Source organism: Flagellimonas algicida, assembly GCF_049629585.1.
Taxonomy (GTDB): Bacteria; Bacteroidota; Bacteroidia; order Flavobacteriales; family Flavobacteriaceae; genus Flagellimonas.
On sequence record NZ_JBMYIX010000001.1, the window covers coordinates 912889 to 932346 of the forward strand.

A 19458-nucleotide genomic window follows, 5' to 3' on the forward strand; every position below is an offset into this window, starting at 1 on the left:
TTTGAAAAAGACAACATTTTTCCTTCTGACCCTTATTTTTTGCATGGCCCATTTGGCTTTTGGCCAAGCTCCTAATCAACCCAATGTGATCATTATAATAACCGATGACCAAGGGTATGGGGATTTAGGGAGTACCGGCAATCCCCATATAAAAACACCTGTTTTGGATAAATTTGCCCAAGAGAGTGTCCGTTTCAATAATTTTTATGTATCACCGGTCTGTGCACCAACACGTTCCAGTATCATGACAGGCCGATACAGTTTGCGCACCGGGGTCAGGGACACCTACAATGGTGGTGCCACCATGGCCCAAAACGAGGTGACAATTGCTGAAATGCTCAAGCAAGCCAACTACCGTACGGGTATTTTTGGCAAATGGCACTTGGGGGACAATTATCCGTTCAGGCCGAACGATCAAGGGTTTGATGAATCGGTGATCCATCTGGCCGGAGGCATGGGACAAGTGGGAGATGTTACCAACTACTTTAAGGGAGACCGCAGCTATTTTGACCCCGTACTTTGGCACAACGGGGTACAGGAAGCCTATACCGGTTATTGCTCGGACATCTTTGCAGAACAGGCCATGGATTTCATTAAAGAAAACTCGGAACGACCATTCTTTTGCTACCTATCCTTCAATGCCCCGCATACGCCCTTGCAAGTACCCGATAAGTACTACCAAATGTACAAGGACATAGACCCGGCCTCTGGTTTTGAAAATGATGACAGACCGTTTCCCCATATGTCGGAAAAAGATAAAGAAGACGCCCGAAAAGTGTATGGTATGGTCACCAATATTGATGAGAATGTGGGTAAATTGCTGGATACCCTGGAAGAGCTGAATATCGCTGATAACACCATTATCATTTTTATGACCGATAATGGTCCGCAGCAATCCAGATATATAGCGGGTATGCGAGGAAAAAAGAGTAGTGTGTACCGAGGCGGCGTTAGGGTTCCATTTTTTATGAAAAACCCCTCATTTAAAAGTAATACAGAAGTTGAAACAGCAGCAGCACACATAGACCTATTGCCCACCATTTCAGAACTTTGCCGTGTTGATTTGCCCAAATCCAAAAAGATAGATGGGCGCAGTCTGGTGCCCTTGATCAACTCCACGTCTGCAGATTGGCCGGAAAGGCACCTGTTCTTCTACTGGACCCGTCGCTATCCCGAACTATACAACAACATCGCCATACAAAGAGGGGATTACAAGTTGGTAGGGCATACCTCCTATGATTCCCATATTACCGAATTCGAATTGTTCGACATAAAAAAGGATCCCTATGAACAATCCAATATCATTTCAAAAAACACAGAGCTTGCGGAAACCTTCAAAAAGGATTTGGACACCTTATACTACGAACTGATTTCCTCGGAGAACCTTGTACACCCTCCCCGCATTGAAATTGGAAATGCCAACGAGAATCCCACCATATTGAACAGAAATGATGCGGATGGGGAACGGGGCATCTGGAACCAAGAGGAAGTTTATGGAAAGTGGAACGTAAAGGTCAATGCCGGAACGTACCATATAAAGTTGAAGTTCATCAAACCTGTAGCAACCGGAGGAAACTTATTGTTTGAAGCAGGAAGTGTGGTCACTAGAAAAAAAGTGCAAGGTCCCATTACGGATATTATTGAAATGAACAATGTCTATCTCCCAGACATGGAATGTGAAATACTGCCCTATTATCTTGTGGACAAAAAAAAGATATTTCCGTTCTGGGTCCAAATGGAGAAAATTAATTAAAAGTTCAGGCTTGCTAAGATTGGAAAACTCAGCGAACAGATGCGTATCTTTACTGCTTGTTATGCCCTAGCCCATGAGCGAACAGATCCTAACGGAACACATCAGCAGCTACGTCAACTTTTCAGAAGAGGAATTATCGGAAATCATCCGCTTTTTTGATATTAGATCCTATCGCAAAAAAGAAAAATTACTGCATGCCGAAAAACGTTGTGACACGCTTTTTTTTGTAGCAAAAGGATGTTTGCAACTCTACTTCATTGATGATTTGGGCAACCCCAAGACCACCCAGTTTGCCATGGAAACTTGGTGGCTGACCGATTTTTTGGCCTTTCAATACCAAAGACCCTCCAATTTCTATGTGGAAACCTTGGAAAAATCAACGGTTTTATCCATCTCCTTTTCAAAATACCAAGAGCTGCTGGAAAAATTCCCGAAAATGGAGAAATACTATAGGTCCATTTTCGAAACGGCCTATGGAGCGGCCCTTATGCGTATCAAATACATCAATAGTCTTTCCAAAGAAGAAATGTTCTTCAGTTTCCGGGAGAGTTTCCCTGAATTTGTGCAACGTGTGCCCCAATACGTGCTCGCAAGTTTTCTTGGCCTGACCCCTGAATACCTGAGCGAAATCAAAAGAAAGTGATTTTCTTAAACCAGCTTAATTTTTATTGAAGTTCATTTGGCCACCTTTGTATTACCCGAATAAGGGAAAAGGTCAAACACATGGCGGACACTAAAAAAATTGTTGTGGTAGGCGGAGGTTTTGCAGGTCTGGAACTTGTAAAACAATTGGGGAATTCCGAATCATATCAAATCACCCTGGTGGACAGCAACAACTACAATTTTTTTCCACCCTTGATCTACCAAGTATCCACGGGCTTTATGGAACCATCGGCCATAAGCTATCCGTTCCGCAAGATTTTGAGGAAATTAAAGAATGTTAGATTTCGGTTAGGCTCTCTTGAACGGGTGATGCCCGAAGAAAACAAAATATTGTTGAGCAACGGGGAGCTGGAATACGACATTCTGGTGATGGCAACGGGGACGGAAAGTAACTTTTTTGGAAATGGCAACATTGAAAAGTACAGCCTGCCCATGAAGACCATCAGTGATGCCCTTTCCCTTAGAAATGTCATCCTGACCCGTTTGGACCGTGCCACCAGAATCGATGATGTAGAGGAACGAAAAAAGTACCTCACCTTTGTCATTGCAGGTGCAGGGCCTACGGGAGTTGAACTTTCGGGCATATTGGCAGAAATGAAGGCCACCATCATCATCAAGGATTATCCGGAACTTCTGGAGAAAGACCTAGGGGAAATCCACCTAATTGATGGACAAGATTCCGTTTTGGCGTCCATGTCCAAGAATGCCCAGACCTATACCGCCAAAAAACTATCGGAATTGGGCGTTAACTTGACCATGAACACACTAGTCAAGGATTTTGACGGGGAAACTGTTGTATTGTCCAATGACACTGAAATTCCATCCAAAAACCTGATTTGGGCCGCAGGGGTATCCGCCAAAACCTTTGAGGGTTTTCCAAAAGACAGTTTTGGGGCCGGTAAACGGTTAATAACAAATTCCTTCAACCAAGTGCATTTGTGTGACAACATTTACGCCTTGGGAGATTGTGCCTTGGTCCTCGGGGATAAGGCCTACCCCAATGGACATCCACAATTGGCACAACCCGCGCTACAACAAGCAAAAAATTTAGCTGATAATTTAAAACGGAAAAGCCAAGATTGGAAACCGTTCCACTATACCGACAAAGGTTCCCTGGCCATCATTGGCCGAAACAAGGCCGTGTTGGATTTCCCTGGACAAAAACGGTCCCTAAAAGGCTTTGGTGCCTGGCTTATATGGATTTTTGTGCACATTATGGGGCTTGTGAACTTTAAAAACAAAGTGCGCACGTTGTACAACTGGCTCGGATATTATATCTACAAGGACCAATATTTTAGAATGATCATTAAACCCACAGAAAGAAATAACACATAACATGAAACATTTAGGACTATTGACACCCCTACTCTTTGCTGCCATTCTTTTGAGCTGCAATACCGAAAAATCAAAATCCAGCTCTGAGGTTGGGCAAACTGACTATGTGGAGGTACCCTCGGATACCCTTACCAAACACTTAAAACCGTTCAATCCGGAATTGCCCACCATAGGACTTCTCATGTTCAATGGCGTTTTGCAGGGAGAGGTCATTGCCACATCGGATGTTTTTGGAAAACCCAACCAAAACATGGAGCAACTTTTTAACGTAATCACCATAGCGGAGACCGAAAGACCCATCACCACCGAGGAAGGCATGCATTTTGTCCCCGATTATACTTTTGAGAACTGCCCCAAGCTCACGGCGCTATTTGTTCCAAGTGGTTACGATATGTATGCCCAGGTCCGTAACCAGAAAATGATAGAATTCATCCAAAGGAAAAACGAGGAGACCCAATACATAGTGAGTAATTGTGCAGGAGCCCAGCTTATCGGAGAATCCGGGATTGCGGACGGACATAAAATCGTTACCTATATTGGTGGTGGAAAGGAATTACAGGAGAATTATCCCAATTTAAAGGTCCAGGACGATAGTGTAGTCACTTTTGTCGAGGATGGAAAGTTCAGTTCCTCCAACGGAAACTTGACCAGTTATATTTCGGCCTTGAATTTGGTTGAAAAAATGACCAGTCCCGAGCATCGGCAGTTTGTGGAAGACTACTTATACATAGACCGACTTAAAAATTGGGAGGAATAGGTTTCCCTCACTCCTGCCAGTCATTTCGATATGAGGAAGGAAACGACGATTGAGAAATCCCAAATGATAGATTTCTCACATTCCCCAGCTCCCTCGCAAGCTCGGGACAGGAGTTCGAAATGACCATAAGATTCCGAACGTCATTTCGACAGAGTCCCGACGAAGATCGGGACGACGAGAAATCCCACGGATGTCTCGACTGCGCTCGACATGACAGGCACATTGCAATTCGTGTCGGATAGCCTAATACCAATAAAAAACAGATTCCCTTTTTTACTGGAATAAAACAGCCGGCATCAGGTAGTTGAACCCCACCTGAGCGGCCGACTGTCGACACTATATCAATTACAGCTAATGGGAGCCAAAGTGATTTGCAGCAATAGGTTGTTGGTCACCTCAAAGCACTTCTGACTACTCAGATAACCATAGGATCTTGGACTGCCCAATTGTCTCCATACAAAAGCATCCTGAAACTGGAACTCCACCTCTACATCATGTGAACCATCTGGTGGACTCTTCACGGAACGCTGACCATTGTTTACGGTATAATACCCTCCAATAACCGTATTGTTGGTCCCTGCTGTCTTATAGACAAATCGGTAACGGACATCAAAAATGGAATTATTGTCCACATCCACACTGGCATGGTCATACTTAAAAGTTTGGCAGCTTTCCACCCTATAATCTGTGGTATAACCCATTTTAGCCAGCGAATTATCCTTAAGATACCGAATGGTGTACGCGATGGGCACCCCAGGATTATCTCGACTGTAAACGGCATTCTCCCCAGTAATTACACTATTGAGTGACCCAAAACCGGAGTCGATATCCGCTAAATTAATGGCCTCGGAAGCTGCCTCGGCGTTTCCGCCGATGGTCACCACCGTAACACTGGAGGTTTTCAATATCTCATCATACGTGGAATTTACCGTCCCTACGCCACTTACGCCCCCTGCATATTCCAACACGGCATCCAGTTCAATGGAGGTATCCGTATTGGTGGTTTCCATGCGCACCATAATGATACGGCCGTAGGACACGGAACTCACATAAGCTGGTGGGGTATCGGAACCAATGGCGGCATCAACCTGTGCCTGGGTCACCGAAGCATCAAAAACACTGCCGGGCGAACTTGGGGTATCCATGGTCACCGTATAAAAAACCTGCTTGAACACCACCCCGGCATAACGCTTTTCAGTTGTGCTCTCATAATCGAACTGGGAAGCCAAAGATCCTGTGGCCCATTCCAAATTCAATCCCACATCCATGCTGAATTGTTTAGAGGAATACGATTCCGAAGCTTGATAGGATGAATTGGATGCATTCACATAACCATCCTGATAGGCGTTGGCATTCCACCACTCCAAGGCATCATCTATACCGGATTGCACGGAAGAATTGGTGGGATTGTCCACCACAATATTGCCTTGGGCTCCTATCCCGGGGAGATCCAAACGAAGGGTCACCGGGGCACGGTCCAATGCCAAGGGGTCGGGAGCACCGTCCAGCATTCCGGCATTGCCTATGACCAAGGCCCCGGGATAGACCACACCATTGGTAGGCCGCAAGATGGCTACATCGTCATAATTGGATTCCAAGCTATAGTCCATGGTCCTACACTCGAACAATTGGCCCAAAGTGGGCCCTGTATTGGCTGTGTTGTCTGAATTCATGGTTCTTTCGGCGGCGGCTCCTCCCGTATCCTGTACATTCAAGAGCTCATCAGAGTTGTAGGTGAGGCTGGCAATGGAAGAGTTGATGTCTTCGAGATTGTTGTTCTCTTCATCTCCTCCGTTTTCACCGCCATTCTCGCCCCCATTTTCTACTGGCGGGTCGGTTCCGCTGTCTTTACTGCACGAAACAGCAATGCATAAAGTCATGGCCCAAATGAATAAGGAGCACACATTTAATTTTTTTACAATTGTTTTCATAACGTATTGGTTTAATGGGTTCAACGCTGTCGAAATTAGCCCCCAATCACCCACCGACCTATTTTTGGGCATGGACAAAGTATGGACAGCTACCTAGGATTCCATCAAAACCAAGCATGGACAGCTCGTTTTTTAAGAATATGTTTTTTATTAAAAAAACCTTTCAAAATCAATACTTTACAGAGATATACAACACAAATCAATCTGAAAATTTTATAGACTTTTCATGGACAAGTGAGTTTTTACATATGGAAACGAAAGTCTGGCCAATGGAATTAATCGGTATCTTGGTAAAGCAATCAACCTTGAACCATGAAACGATATATTCCTCTCCTTGTCTGTTTTTTGATAACCCACTTTGATGGTTATGGGCAATATGATGCCAGTCCTCAGGTTATTGACAGCTTATTGAATGCCTTGCAAAAATCCCCGATTGATTCTTCCCGAACACCCATTTTGGTCGATCTATGGAGAGCACACATCAACAGGGATATTGACAAAGCTTTCGGCTATGCTGACCAACTTATTGACTTGGGAAGGAAACTGGACAACGTTCCCATTCAACACACCGGGTACCAACGAATGGGGATTGCCTATTCCTATATAGATGACTATCCTTCTTCCAACACCTACTACCGGAAAGCCATTAAACTGAGTGAAAAAGCCCAAGAGTATCGCTCAACCGCCGCCATGCAAATCAACATAGCCATTAACCATTCCATTATGAGTCAGCATGACAGTACTTTGTTATATGCCAACAAGTCCATGGAGAATTTTGCAAAGAAGAACGATTCCACGGGAATTGCGGCCTGTTATAATGTTATTGCTGGAATGCATTTCTCCAAGGGTGCATATCGATTGTCCTTGGAAAACAATATTAAGGCCATGGACATTTACGAACGGTATGACGACCGAAACAGTTTAAAAGATGCCATGCGAGGAATTTCCCGGAATTATTTGAAGATGCGTGATACCGCAAACGCCATCAACTATCTGTTACAATTGGAACAAATGAACAGGCAAGACAACGATAAACATGGTATTATTGCCTCCCTTACCAATTTGGGCAATATATATCTGAATAAAAAGGATAGTCTGGAAACCGCCAAAAAACAATATGATGAAAGCTGGGAACTCTCCCAAAGCATGAAATTTCCATTGGGTCAGATAAACACATTATTTGGATTGGGGAGATACTACCAACTAAAAAGCGAATTCCCTGAAGCCAAAACATACTTTAAGCGGTCACTTTTTCTGGCGGATTCAATAGGTCAAACAGGAAACGTGGTTGTCAACCAAATCCATTTGGCCGAAATTTCCACAGAAGAGAGTGCACTGGAAGAAGGAGCGTCATGGGCCCAAAAAGCCTTATCCCTGGCAACAGAAAACGAACTGTTGGAAAATCAGGCCAAGGCCTACCAACTTTTATCCGAAATAGCCAGTAAACAAAATAAGGAAGGTTTAGCTTTGACCTATTTTAAGGAATACAAAACCGTGAACGATAGCATTTACAATATTGAAAACGGCCAACGCCTTTCCGAACTCCAGACCATCTACGAAACCGAAAAAAAAGAAGCTGAGATTGCCCTACAGGAAGAAGAAATAAACACTTTGAATGCGCAGGCTGAGGTGGACCAACTCACCAAAGGACTCTACGCTGGGGGCATGGCCTCTGCCCTAGCCCTTTCAGGGCTGTTGGTCTTTGGGTTCCGGCAGCGAATGAAGAAAAACAAAGTGGAGCGCGAGAAGCAGGAGGAAATCTACCGACAGGAAATCGCCCACAAAAAGAAAGAGCTAACCAGCCAGACCCTGCATTTGGTGCAAAAGAACACCTTTATCCAAGAACTCAAGGAAAATCTGGAAAACATTAAATCGTCCCCCGAAAAGTTCAAGACAGAGTTCCGCCGCATTGTAATGTTGTTGAGAAAGGAAAATGCCTCGGACAAGGACTGGGAAATCTTCAAGACCTATTTTGCCGAAGTGCACAACGACTTTGACCAAAAACTCAAGACGCTCTATCCCGATATTTCGGAAAAGGAGATACGCTTGGCCGCCTTTTTGCGCATGAACCTTACTACCAAGGAAATTGCTGCCACCCTCAACGTATTGCCGGACAGTATCCTAAAATCCAAATACCGCCTCAAAAAGAAATTGGGGCTGGACAAGGAAACGGACCTTATCACCTTTTTGAATACACTGTAAACCAACGGCTTTCATAAATCTGTCCCTTTGTGTACATAACTGTTGGTGATTCGGGCAGAATGTGCGAACTTGTCCATCTCCCCCGGTAGTCATTTCAGTATCAATTCATTGCAGGGTATGAAAGCCTCGTCAGAAAATCAATATTTTGCCTTTTCGGCCATTTGGTTTATCCTAATCGTGTTTTGGGGATTTGCGCCGTCCTTCTATCTCTCCAAATATTTTGACAACCCAGAGCCATTGCCCATTCATCTGGTGGTACATGGAATTTCATTTACTTTGTGGGTGTTGCTGTACGCCGTACAGGTGTTTTTGATTCGGGTTAAAAACTACAAAACACACATGACCTTGGGTATACTCGGTGTAGTGATCATGGCTGCCATGGTACCCACGGGTCTTTTCCCGGTGGTCTACAAAGCCTATGCGGGGACCAATACGGTAGATGCGGCCGGACACAATGTGTTTCGGTTACTTTCTGCATACCTCTTGTTTGTTCTGGCATTTGCCTACCGAAAAAAAGCTTTTTTACACAAGCGCCTGATGCTCGGCTGTATGGTAATGTGCACCAGCGCTGCGATTTTTAGGGCATCCTTTGACCTGCAACTAAATGAAAGTCAACTGTTTAACAAAGGAGTACAGATGTTCCCTGCTTTGGTCTTGTTTGCTTTGGATTGGGCAAAGCGCAAGAAAGCGGTATGGGTGGATTTGGTTTCCCCCATACTTGTTTTGGGCATTTTCTTCTTGGCCGATTATTTCTGGTTGTCCCCCATCGGGGCCGGTTTTATGGATATCCTCGTTGCCATTTTTGTAAAACCCTTTCTGTAGGACTCCGAACGTCATTTCGACAGAGTCCCGATGACTGTCGGGACGACGAGAAATCCCATTGATGTCCCAACTGCGCTCGACATGACAAATCCAATACAGTTCGTGAACATTGGTGCCATTCGTGTCGGAATGCCAAAACACAAATAAGAAAACCTGGCTCCAAGTCATTTCGATATGAGGAGGGAAATGACGATTGAGAAATCTCAAATGATAGATTTCTCACGCTCCCTTCGGTTGGTTCGAAATGACAGGGCCATTGCAATCCGTGAACATTTGTGCAATACGTGTCCAAAAGCCAAACGATAGATTTCTCATATTCCCTAGCTCCCTCGCAAGCTCGGGACAGGAATTCGAAATGACCACCAGCTTTCTAACTCCTGACTCCTATCCCCTAAAATCACTCCGTGATCTGTTCCTGGCACTCCCACAGCCCCTTGATGTTGAAAAGGGCATCCTTTTCGGCCTCATCCAAAGGTTCATGGGATACATTTTAAAAAGTTATGGGTTGATAACTCTTTGAAATCGTTGGGGTTAAATAATTGGTTATAAGAAAGAAATGGGTGAAATTAGTGAGCCATGGTCTTAGTCATGTAGAAATAAAGAATGCATCATTATATCGGTTTTATGGCTGTATTGGGGTATATAGATGTATTTTATGCTTATATAAACAAGTTGGGGACAATCTGAAAAATGAAATACGCTTGGTTAATATGGATACTCATTTTATTGTATGGTTTCACACCAGCGACAATCAATTCACTTTGGACGCGACCGACTGAAACTGACTTGATAATTACTGGACAAGAATGTGGTTGTCCATGTCCAGAAGCAAGAGTCGTAAAGGGTGAAATTGAGATTCCGCAGTTTATTTTGGACAAACACCCTAAAATTCACAGACAAGAACTGACATTGACAGGAAATTCACCCTTTGACCCATACAACTACGAAATAGGACACTCTGAGATATTAATTGAAGGAGAAGTAGTCGGGATTGATACTATTCTGTGTTCACCGACCGACTGTGAAGTTGCCCCTAAATTTGAAGTTAAGAAATGGACATTAACCAGCTATTCAGCACGATTTTGGACTTGGAACAAAACAGCCGGAATTAGCTATCTACTTGGAATTCCAATTGGATTTTTAGGCCTTCTAGCAATGACAATCGTGCGAAAGAAAAAGAAATAAAAGACTGTGCCCAACACCGGCTATAGTAAATGCGGGTTGACTGCTTAAAGCGGTTTCAAAATCCCGCACTTGCCATAGCCAGGGCCGTTGGGCTTAATACAAAAACACTCCTTTATTTAACCCTTTATAAGGGAAATTTGTATTTTTATACCCCAATACATTTTATGTTCAGTACAGCCGTAATATCATATTCGGATATTGTAAAATAGATAGTCAATTTTCTTTGACTATCTCCCTTCTTTTCCTCAGTTAACCATCTGAGGTAGTACCATCTATTTACATTTTGCAAATAATCACAGGCATTGTGGGCGCTTTTGTATTTATATGAATATAAATACCGTAGTGTTTGCAATGGTTTAAACACACAGAATATGAAATTGGAACATTTCGGATATAACAACAGCATAGAAAAACTAAGGATTCAACATAACCTTTTAGACTTTGGAATCGGAAGAATTATTGCAGAGCACAAGGAGAGGTATATGGTTAAAATGGAAAACGGCGAATTTGAGGCAGAAATCACAGGGAACCTACGATATACCGCAAATAGTCGTGAAGATTTTCCCGCTGTGGGCGATTGGGTCGCCATTTCTGAATATGATGACCACAAAGTGCTCATACACGCTATTTTGCCTAGAAAAACCATCATTAAAAGACAGGCCGTTGGCAAAAAAGGGGAAAATCAGATCATAGCAACCAATATTGACTTTGCTTTTATTGTACAGGCTGTGGACAGGGATTTTAATATCAATCGAATAGAAAGGTATCTGACCATTTGCAATGTATCGAATGTACAACCAATCATCATTCTCAATAAGATTGACTTGATAACCGATACTGCTCTGACCGATTTGATATCAGAAGTTCAAGAAAGAGTGAAGCACGTACCCCTAATCGCCATAAGCAATACGTCCCAAAAAGGAATCGAGACAGTAAAAGGATATATCGTAAAGGGCAAAACGTACTGCTTGTTGGGCTCGTCAGGCGTTGGAAAATCAAGTCTTCTGAACAATCTTTCGGGCAAACAACTGATGAAAACCAATACGATTAGCACAAGCACCAACAAAGGTCGGCACGTAACCACCCACCGGGAATTGATAGTTCTTGAAAATGGCGGGATTATCATTGACAATCCCGGTATACGGGAAGTGGGTATCACAGATTCAGTTGGGGGATTGGAGAAAACATTTGAAGAAATTGTTGAGCTATCCAAAAACTGCAAGTTTAAAGATTGTACCCATACCATAGAAATGGATTGTGCTGTTCTGTCTGCGGTTGAAAGTGGAAAGGTAGATAAATTGTTCTATGAAAATTACCTGAAAATGAAACGGGAAAAAGAACATTTTGAATCAACTGTAGCTGAAAAACGCAAAAAGGACAAGAATTTTGGAAAAATGGTCAAGCAGTTTAAAAATTTGAGAAAATCAAATAAGTACTAAGCAAAAGAATATGTACAAGCAATAGCGGTTTGGGTGCCCATCCAAGCCGCTATTTCATTTAATTAAACTATTTTGGAGACATGGATTCCAAACTTCACCCCCTCCCGCAAGGTCATATCTTGTGGTCGTGTAAAAACAAAACCATACACACCGTGAGGATACAGCACATTTTCATCTTAATTTCCATTCTACTTTTTGCCTGCGCGGGAATTGCACAATCCACAGGCACCTTTACCGACTCGCGCGATGGCCAGACCTATGCGACCATCAGCTTTAAAAACGCTTCTACGGGCACCACCTATACCTGGATGGCCCAAAACCTCAACTATAAGATGGCGGACAGTTACGCGTATGACGACCATGAGGACAACCGGAAAGAACTGGGCTTGCTCTACACTTGGGAAGCAGCAATAAAAGCCTGCCCCTGCGATTGGCATTTGGCAACGGATACCGAATGGTCCCTACTGGTAGAGCAATTTGGCGGTATGGATAAGGCCGGTGAGGCCCTAAAAAGCACTAAGGGCTGGAAAGAAGATGGAAATGGCACCAACAACAGTGGGTTCAATGCGCTTCCGGCGGGTATTCGCAGAAACAATGGTTATGACGTCTTGGGATATTTTGCTTTCTGGTGGTCGTCCACTCCTGCCGGTGTAAATGGTAAAGTATGGGGATGGGACATCAGCTATGGTGGCCCTGACATGTCCATTAAATCCAAAGTTTTCCGGTACGATGTCAAAACCCTTGGTGGACTCTCGGTGCGGTGCGTTCGGGATTGACGTATTTGAGTTGTCCAATGAACATTCTAATAACAAAAGGTGGTATCTTATGGCCACCAACTTTTAGGGAAACATGCTCCTAATCTGATATAACGAGTCGTTGTGCGCAATGAAAGTATACGAGAAAATTCTAAATGTTATAGCTATAGGTACAATTATCGTTTTACCACATGCTGAACTCATTCCGTTTTTTGGTTACTGCATTCCTATATTACTTATTACATGGTTCGCTTTAAAATATTCCAAGGAGAATTTTTCCGACATAGGCTTCAGTTTTAAGCAATTCAATCCAAAATCTATTCTGATTGGAGGTCTTGTTGCTGCTCTCACGTTGGCATTCATGCAGTTGGTCTTTCATCCTGTTTTGGAGTTTTTTGTGAATTTAGAATACAAAGATGTAGGACTATCTGACACTATTCAAGGTGGGAAATTGCAGTTCCTTTTAATGATTATCATGGGGTGGTTGATAGGAGGGTTTTATGAAGAAATAGTTTTCCATGGATTCATCTTCACACGTTTGGAAAAGATGATTAAAGGAAAGTTTGCAGCCTATATAAGCTTCGTGATAACAAGTTTCGCCTTTGGCATATATCATATTCAACTCGGTGCTTTGGGTCTAATTAATGCGTTATTGGTAGGGGCGGTATACCTCACCCTTTTCTTATATTTTAAAAGAAATCTGTGGTATTCAATTATGTGCCATGGCTTCTATAACACAATGGTAATGACGTTGATCTATTTTGATTACATATGATTAAGTATGTCAACATGCATTAACAGTAGCGGGGTAATTACTAATTTTATATATAAACTATAAATCAAAAGTCGGTGCCATCCAATAGTTTAGTAGCTTGTATTCCGTAACCACTCATAATCGAGACCGTTTTGGGCCAATAGAAAAAATTCAACCTGAATTGAAGAACATGAAAACATTCGCCAAATTAATATTGATTGCAGCCTTTATTATTGCCCTAAGTGCTTGTAACAACAAAGAAAACAAAGAGGAAACGTTCACCATATCCGCACAGGTAACCGGATTTCCCGATGGAACTACATTCTATCTGAGAAACATGGCAACCGATGCGGTTTTTGATAGTGCCACAGTCAAAAACAACACCTTTGCGTTTGAAGGAAACTTGGCCAGTCCACCTGAACATATCTGGTTGAACACGACCGTGGACAAAAAATTCATCTATACCAATCTACTTATCGGAAATGAGAATATCATTGTCAAAGCAGATATTGCAGATTTTCCTTGGGACGTGGATGTCAAAGGTTCAAAAACCCATGAAGATTTTGCTTACGCACAAAGTCTCACCAAAGAGAACAATAAAAAAAGAGATTCCTTGGTCCAAGTCTTTATGGGACTCCCCCAAGAAAAACAACAAGAAACAGGGGCTGAAATTTGGAAGAAAATCAGAAAAATTGACAGTATTACAGATGCTTCACAGGTTGACTATGTAAAATCCCATCCCAATACTTATATAAGCGTAATGCAACTTGGCTTTCTAAAAAATAAATTGCCAAAAGACACCGTACAGAAAATATTCAATAGCTATACCCCTGAAATAAAGGAGAGCAAATATGCCAAAGTAGTTGAAGTATATCTAAGGGAGAATATCGCTGAAATTGGAGATACCTTTCACGATTTTGAAGGAGTGAACCAAAAAGGAGAAACCGTAAAATTTTCAAATATTAGAGGTGACTATACCCTTCTTGACTTTACGGCGGCGTATTGCGGTCCCTGTATCCAGGCTGCGGATGAATTGGTTGAAATAAGCGAAAAACACTCCGATTCCCTAAAAATAGTCAGTTTTACCCAAGACCCTAAAAAGGAGGTGTGGCTAAAATCCTTGGAACGGGATAAAGTCACCTGGAACAGTATTTACGATGGAAAAGGCAGGTATAGTGAAACATCCATCAAATATGGGGTTCAAGGAATACCAACCTTCGTTTTAATAAATCCCGAAGGAACAATTATTGACAAATGGACCGGTTACCGTGAAGGCAGTATCCTTGAAAGATTGGAAAAACAAAACGGCCCACAACAAGGATTATGATCCATAGTGACAGAGAGCCAAAACAAAGTTTCATCAATCAAATAAACGGGGAATACACTTTAATAATCCTATGAAAAACTACCTCTGGATAACATTTTTTGCGCTGACACATCTTTCTGGATATGGACAATTGGAAACCTCAACAACGAAACAGACGAAGAAGATCTATCTCTCAGAAAAGCAATCAGAGCTCATTACCCATTGCATGGACACACTCCCCAACCAAGCACAATTATCAATTGCACTAATTGAAAATGGGAACGTACACTTTTTGGGGTTCAAAAAGGAAAAAGATTCAGTTATGCCCTATGACAATTCAGGGAAGGTTTTCGAAATAGGTTCCATTACAAAGGTTTTTACGGCCACCTTACTTGCCGATTTTGTTGTGGACCAGAAAATCCGCCTTGATGACCCTATTAATGAGCATCTTGATTTTTCGCTGAAGAACAACGTTCAGATTACTTTCAAGCAACTGGCTACCCATACCTCGGGACTGCCCCGCGTACCGATCAGCCTAAGCTCCCCTGATCTGAGTTTGGAGAATCCGTACAAGGACTTCGGAGAGGATAAATTGAGACTTTACCTTACCAAAAAGCTGGAACTGATCGGTGAACCAGGAACAGCGTCCTCCTACTCCAATCTGGGTTTTGGTCTTTTGGGCTATCTACTGGAGAAAATTGATAATACCACATATGAAAATTTGCTGCAGACCAGAATATTTTCCAAATATCATATGCCCAGCTCCACAACCAATCGTGACCGCATTAGGGATATCCTTGTGGAAGGGTTGAACGATACGGGCAATCCAGTCCCTAATTGGGACATGGCCGCACATATGGGCGCTGGAGGAATATTGTCCAACATTGAAGATCTGGCAAAATTTGCCCTTGCCCAGTTCGATGATACCAACCGAGAATTAAAATTGACCAGGGCAAAGCATTTTACCGTGGACGAATATTACTCCACAGGCTTGGCTTGGGGCTTGATCAAAACGGATTCTGGCGAAATTTGGGATTGGCATAACGGCGGTACGGGCGGATATACATCTTCCATGATCCTGAACACCGAAACCAAGAATGGCATCATTATTCTATCAAATATTTCCGCGCTTGGCAAACTGACCTCAAATATTGCAGGATTGGCCCCTGAACTCATGGAAACGATTGAATAAAAAACGAAGTGCCAAAAAATGAAAAATCAATCCTCGGCTCCCGCAAAATGGCCTCTTGTGTCACTCGCTTCTATGGGAGAACATGGTCCAATTCCCATCAAGTAAAAACCAAATTATGGTCAATTACACCTATTTTGGGATATGTAAATCTACTTTTTATATAAAAAGTTGGCGTTGATTATGAAAATGAAACAGAAAATAGATATAATACGCAAAACGGAATATCAAGAAGTGGTACAGCTATGGGAATCTTCCGTCAGGGCAACCCATCACTTTTTAAAGGAAGAGGACATTGAGTATTTTAAACCATTGATCCTGAATACCTACCTAGATGCCGTGGAATTGAGGTGCATGAGGAATGACGAGAACAACATTTTGGGTTTCCTCGGTGTTGCGGAACAGAATTTGGAAATGCTGTTCATTGATCCTGAACACCGAGGCAAAGGAGTTGGCAAATCATTGCTGGATCACGCTATGGAAAACCTCAATGTCACCAAAGTCGACGTGAACGAACAGAACGAACAGGCCGTTGGATTTTACGAACATTTCGGATTTGAAGTCATCGGTCGCTCTGAATTGGACTCTTCCGGGAAACCTTACCCGATTCTACATATGGCGTTGAAAAAATGACGACGACCAAATACATATCGAGAATCTTATATGGAATCTTCATGCTGGCCCTACTGCTTTTTGGCTTGGACGCACTGACTTCCTTAGAGATTAAAAGCCAGGCGATAAAGTCGTTTGCGTATTTCGGGATCATGGTATTGACGCCTTTAACCTTGTTTGGGAACCTATGGGCTTTCAAAACAAGACAGTGGAAAATAATCACTTCAATATTTCCCGCATTGACCTTGGTGGGAATCTTGATCATCGGACCTTTAAACATCGTGTATTCCTCATCAGCTTGGAAAACACAGAAAGTGCTCTATGAAAATGGTCATTTCGACTTCAAAAAAGTAGAGCTTCAAATGCAGGATGTTGGCGCTTTGGGATACAACAAGAGAACTGTGGAGGTTACCTATCTATCTGACCTTTTTATGATTGTCGGTCCTGTGGAAAAGGACATCGATAATCGAGTGGAATGGGTGAAAGTCAACAAAGAAGTAAATCACTCGGACTGAAATTTCCACGAAGATCGATTTTATGCTTATTTTGTAAGTGTTGCGTATAAATCACATCCTATAAACAAGTTGCGGTGAAATTTTGAAAGACAAACCGATTTTTATTTCAAAACAAAACATACTGTTCCCATTGGGAGTAATACTGTTTTCCATCTCCTTGGTATTGGGGCTTTTGTATTTGGTTGAACTACACGGAAAAGCTCCCCAGAAATGGAAAATCATGGTAATTGGAATTACCACCCTGATATTGACAGCACATATGCTTAAGCGTATCCTATCTTGGAAGTTCATGTTTTATGAAGACAGGTTGACCATTTCAAGACCGTTTGGTCTTATTGATAAACGTGAAAAGGACATCCTTCTTTCGGATATTGAAAAAATCCACCTATCCTTGGGATTCCGAAGAAACTGTCAACTTTCAGTCCACACAAAAACCGGGAAAAGATTGGTTTCGTTTTTCGATGTTACAAAAATTCACGCTCCGGCCGAATTGATCGCACTCTGCTTGAAAAATGGAATTGAGTTTACCGGAAGTGGAGGGAAATGGGACATGTAAGAACAGCTTATTACATTGAAATGATTTAACCTCAACATACTAGACCATGATAAAAAGTTATTTGAAAATTCTTGTGGCAATAATACTCTTTGCCAGCTGTGAAAGCAACAAAAAGCCAGAGGCAACCCCAGTTGAAGTGGACCAAACAACAATTGGCCAGCACATGGAACGTTTGGCGTCGGATGAATTCTTGGGGAGAAAACCCTTCACGGAAGGTGAGGTGAAAACTGTGAACTATTTAAAGGATGAATTTGAAAAATTGGGTCTTTTACCGGGGAATGGCGATAGCTTTTTCCAAGATGTCCCCATGGTTGAAATTACAGGAACGCCTTCTGAAAATATGGTGATTTCCGGGAAAAACACCACCATAAGCTTGGAGCGCCTAAAGGATTTTGTGGCCACAACCAATAAACCCATTGCCCAAGTAGGGCTTGAAAATTCGGAACTTGTTTTTGCCGGGTATGGCATTGTGGCCCCGGAATATGAATGGAATGATTATGAAGGTGTTGACTGGAAAGGTAAAACAGCCGTAGTATTGATCAACGACCCAGGCTTTAAATCCGGGGACTCCACCTTGTTTAAAGGCAACGAAATGACCTATTATGGGCGTTGGACCTACAAATATGAGGAAGCCGCCCGGCAAGGCGCCGATGGACTCATCATCATCCATGATACCGAACCGGCCGCATATGGATGGAATGTGGTGGAAGCTGGCTGGAGCGGTTCCCGTTTGACCATTGAAAGCGATTTGCCCCTGTTGAATGTGGAATCTTGGATCAGCGGGGAAAGTGCCCAAAAAATGTTCGATGCTTCTTCCATGAAAGGTCAGGACTACAAGACCTTGGCCCGTAATAAAGATTTCAACCCAATTCCGTTGGACTTATCGGTTTCGGTGGGCATTACCAATACCATTAAAAAGGATGTTTCCAAAAATGTAGTGGCATTATTGCCCGGCACGGAGAGAAAAGATGAATACATCATCTACTCAGCGCATTGGGACCATTTTGGGGTCAGCAAGGCCATTGATGGAGATTCCATTTATAACGGTGCGGTGGACAATGCTTCCGGGACTGCGGCCTTATTGGCCATAGCGGAAGCATTCAAGAAAAGTGGTGACACAAAGCGTTCCATTGTGTTTATTGAAGTAACGGGGGAAGAACAAGGCCTTTTGGGTTCGGCATATTATGCGGAAAACCCCATTTACGACCCTAAAAAAACGGTGGCGAACATCAATATTGACGCTTTGGACAGTCCGGGAAAAATGAAAGACCTGACCATTACCGGTTATGGTCATTCCGAAATGGATGATTATGCCAAAGAAGCTGCCGAAAAACAAAACCGATATGTCATCCCCGACCCAGAGGCGGAAAAAGGATACTTCTTTAGGTCGGACCATTTTAATTTTGCCAAAATTGGAATCCCCGCCCTATATGCAAGTGGTGCCTACGAAGGGTTTGATATCAGCATTGAGGACATCAAAAAGTACAATGACCACTATCGCATGTACAAATACCATCAACCCTCGGATGAATACGACCCGGAAACCGCAGAGTTGAGTGGAATACAATTGGATCTACAGTTACTCTTTAATGTGGGATTCAAATTGGCCAACGAAGATTATTTTCCAAAATGGTACAATGGCAGTGAGTTTAAAGCTGCACGGGAATAGATGATGACGATTGCA

At 42.8% G+C, this 19458-nt stretch carries 17 protein-coding genes; 16 read left to right on the plus strand and 1 reads right to left on the minus strand.

Translation table 11 applies throughout. The features are described 5' to 3' along the window. The first annotated feature begins 1 nt into the window (after position 1). The 4 genes from ACPD8L_RS04080 (at position 2) to ACPD8L_RS04095 (ending at position 4508) form a co-directional block, all read left to right on the plus strand. On the plus strand, positions 2–1753 hold the full coding sequence (locus tag ACPD8L_RS04080; protein WP_423942090.1) for an arylsulfatase: 1752 nt from the start codon (positions 2–4) through the stop codon (positions 1751–1753). 73 nt (positions 1754–1826) lie between these two features. Then, positions 1827–2396, plus strand: coding sequence for a Crp/Fnr family transcriptional regulator (locus ACPD8L_RS04085; protein ID WP_116217738.1), 570 nt, complete (start codon positions 1827–1829; stop codon positions 2394–2396). 80 nt (positions 2397–2476) lie between these two features. Further along, the gene (locus ACPD8L_RS04090) at positions 2477–3751 is read left to right on the plus strand and encodes an NAD(P)/FAD-dependent oxidoreductase (RefSeq protein WP_423942093.1); all 1275 of its coding nucleotides are present in this window, start codon (positions 2477–2479) and stop codon (positions 3749–3751) included. A 1-nt stretch (position 3752) separates the two neighbouring features. Continuing rightward, positions 3753–4508, plus strand: coding sequence for a DJ-1/PfpI family protein (locus tag ACPD8L_RS04095; RefSeq protein WP_423942096.1), 756 nt, complete (start codon positions 3753–3755; stop codon positions 4506–4508). A 341-nt stretch (positions 4509–4849) separates the two neighbouring features. Here the strand turns inward: ACPD8L_RS04095 and ACPD8L_RS04100 are convergent, their stop codons facing one another. Further along, the gene (locus tag ACPD8L_RS04100) at positions 4850–6439 is read right to left on the minus strand and encodes a thiol-activated cytolysin family protein (RefSeq protein WP_423942098.1); all 1590 of its coding nucleotides are present in this window, start codon (positions 6437–6439) and stop codon (positions 4850–4852) included. 312 nt (positions 6440–6751) lie between these two features. On the opposite strand from ACPD8L_RS04100, the gene ACPD8L_RS04105 reads away from it, so the two are divergent. The 12 genes from ACPD8L_RS04105 (at position 6752) to ACPD8L_RS04160 (ending at position 19443) form a co-directional block, all read left to right on the plus strand. Further along, the gene (locus ACPD8L_RS04105) at positions 6752–8641 is read left to right on the plus strand and encodes a tetratricopeptide repeat protein (protein WP_423942101.1); all 1890 of its coding nucleotides are present in this window, start codon (positions 6752–6754) and stop codon (positions 8639–8641) included. Positions 8642–8758: 117 nt separating this feature from the next. Further along, positions 8759–9463: a hypothetical protein gene (locus tag ACPD8L_RS04110; RefSeq protein ID WP_423942103.1), complete on the plus strand. Its 705-nt coding sequence runs from the start codon at positions 8759–8761 to the stop codon at positions 9461–9463. A 690-nt stretch (positions 9464–10153) separates the two neighbouring features. Continuing rightward, positions 10154–10648: a hypothetical protein gene (locus ACPD8L_RS04115; RefSeq protein ID WP_293300765.1), complete on the plus strand. Its 495-nt coding sequence runs from the start codon at positions 10154–10156 to the stop codon at positions 10646–10648. A 371-nt stretch (positions 10649–11019) separates the two neighbouring features. Beyond that, the gene (gene rsgA / locus ACPD8L_RS04120; RefSeq protein WP_423942105.1) at positions 11020–12087 is read left to right on the plus strand and encodes a ribosome small subunit-dependent GTPase A; all 1068 of its coding nucleotides are present in this window, start codon (positions 11020–11022) and stop codon (positions 12085–12087) included. 152 nt (positions 12088–12239) lie between these two features. Beyond that, complete coding sequence (locus ACPD8L_RS04125) at positions 12240–12863, plus strand: FISUMP domain-containing protein (RefSeq protein WP_293300767.1); 624 nt, start codon at positions 12240–12242, stop codon at positions 12861–12863. A gap of 109 nt (positions 12864–12972) precedes the next feature. Then, on the plus strand, positions 12973–13617 hold the full coding sequence (locus ACPD8L_RS04130) for a CPBP family intramembrane glutamic endopeptidase (RefSeq protein ID WP_423942109.1): 645 nt from the start codon (positions 12973–12975) through the stop codon (positions 13615–13617). 169 nt (positions 13618–13786) lie between these two features. Then, a complete protein-coding gene (locus ACPD8L_RS04135) occupies positions 13787–14923 on the plus strand; it encodes a DUF4369 domain-containing protein (RefSeq protein ID WP_423942112.1) in 1137 nt (378 codons plus the stop codon). A gap of 70 nt (positions 14924–14993) precedes the next feature. After that, positions 14994–16094 (plus strand): serine hydrolase domain-containing protein, encoded by a 1101-nt coding sequence (locus tag ACPD8L_RS04140; protein ID WP_423942114.1) that lies wholly within the window; start codon positions 14994–14996, stop codon positions 16092–16094. A gap of 186 nt (positions 16095–16280) precedes the next feature. Beyond that, entirely contained in the window at positions 16281–16724 is a 444-nt protein-coding gene (locus tag ACPD8L_RS04145) for an acetyltransferase (protein WP_423942117.1), read from the plus strand. Continuing rightward, positions 16721–17218 (plus strand): hypothetical protein, encoded by a 498-nt coding sequence (locus ACPD8L_RS04150; protein WP_423942119.1) that lies wholly within the window; start codon positions 16721–16723, stop codon positions 17216–17218. The genes ACPD8L_RS04145 and ACPD8L_RS04150 overlap by 4 nt, the downstream gene beginning before the upstream one ends. Positions 17219–17348: 130 nt before the next feature. Then, entirely contained in the window at positions 17349–17774 is a 426-nt protein-coding gene (locus tag ACPD8L_RS04155) for a hypothetical protein (RefSeq protein WP_421809482.1), read from the plus strand. A 73-nt stretch (positions 17775–17847) separates the two neighbouring features. Further along, entirely contained in the window at positions 17848–19443 is a 1596-nt protein-coding gene (locus ACPD8L_RS04160; protein WP_423942122.1) for a M28 family metallopeptidase, read from the plus strand. Positions 19444–19458: the final 15 nt, after the last annotated feature.

What these genes read in the sequence shown, in the direction of transcription:
- ACPD8L_RS04140 (WP_423942114.1), top strand. Translation starts at nt 14,994, where the DNA reads ATGAAAAACTACCTCTGGATAACATTTTTTGCGCTGACACATCTTTCT.
- ACPD8L_RS04145 (WP_423942117.1), top strand. Translation starts at nt 16,281, where the DNA reads ATGAAACAGAAAATAGATATAATACGCAAAACGGAATATCAAGAAGTG.
- ACPD8L_RS04085 (WP_116217738.1), top strand. Translation starts at nt 1,827, where the DNA reads ATGAGCGAACAGATCCTAACGGAACACATCAGCAGCTACGTCAACTTT.
- ACPD8L_RS04130 (WP_423942109.1), top strand. Translation starts at nt 12,973, where the DNA reads ATGAAAGTATACGAGAAAATTCTAAATGTTATAGCTATAGGTACAATT.
- ACPD8L_RS04095 (WP_423942096.1), top strand. Translation starts at nt 3,753, where the DNA reads ATGAAACATTTAGGACTATTGACACCCCTACTCTTTGCTGCCATTCTT.
- ACPD8L_RS04090 (WP_423942093.1), top strand. Translation starts at nt 2,477, where the DNA reads ATGGCGGACACTAAAAAAATTGTTGTGGTAGGCGGAGGTTTTGCAGGT.
- ACPD8L_RS04105 (WP_423942101.1), top strand. Translation starts at nt 6,752, where the DNA reads ATGAAACGATATATTCCTCTCCTTGTCTGTTTTTTGATAACCCACTTT.
- ACPD8L_RS04135 (WP_423942112.1), top strand. Translation starts at nt 13,787, where the DNA reads ATGAAAACATTCGCCAAATTAATATTGATTGCAGCCTTTATTATTGCC.
- rsgA (WP_423942105.1), top strand. Translation starts at nt 11,020, where the DNA reads ATGAAATTGGAACATTTCGGATATAACAACAGCATAGAAAAACTAAGG.
- ACPD8L_RS04100 (WP_423942098.1), bottom strand. Translation starts at nt 6,439, where the DNA reads ATGAAAACAATTGTAAAAAAATTAAATGTGTGCTCCTTATTCATTTGG.
- ACPD8L_RS04115 (WP_293300765.1), top strand. Translation starts at nt 10,154, where the DNA reads ATGAAATACGCTTGGTTAATATGGATACTCATTTTATTGTATGGTTTC.
- ACPD8L_RS04150 (WP_423942119.1), top strand. Translation starts at nt 16,721, where the DNA reads ATGACGACGACCAAATACATATCGAGAATCTTATATGGAATCTTCATG.
- ACPD8L_RS04110 (WP_423942103.1), top strand. Translation starts at nt 8,759, where the DNA reads ATGAAAGCCTCGTCAGAAAATCAATATTTTGCCTTTTCGGCCATTTGG.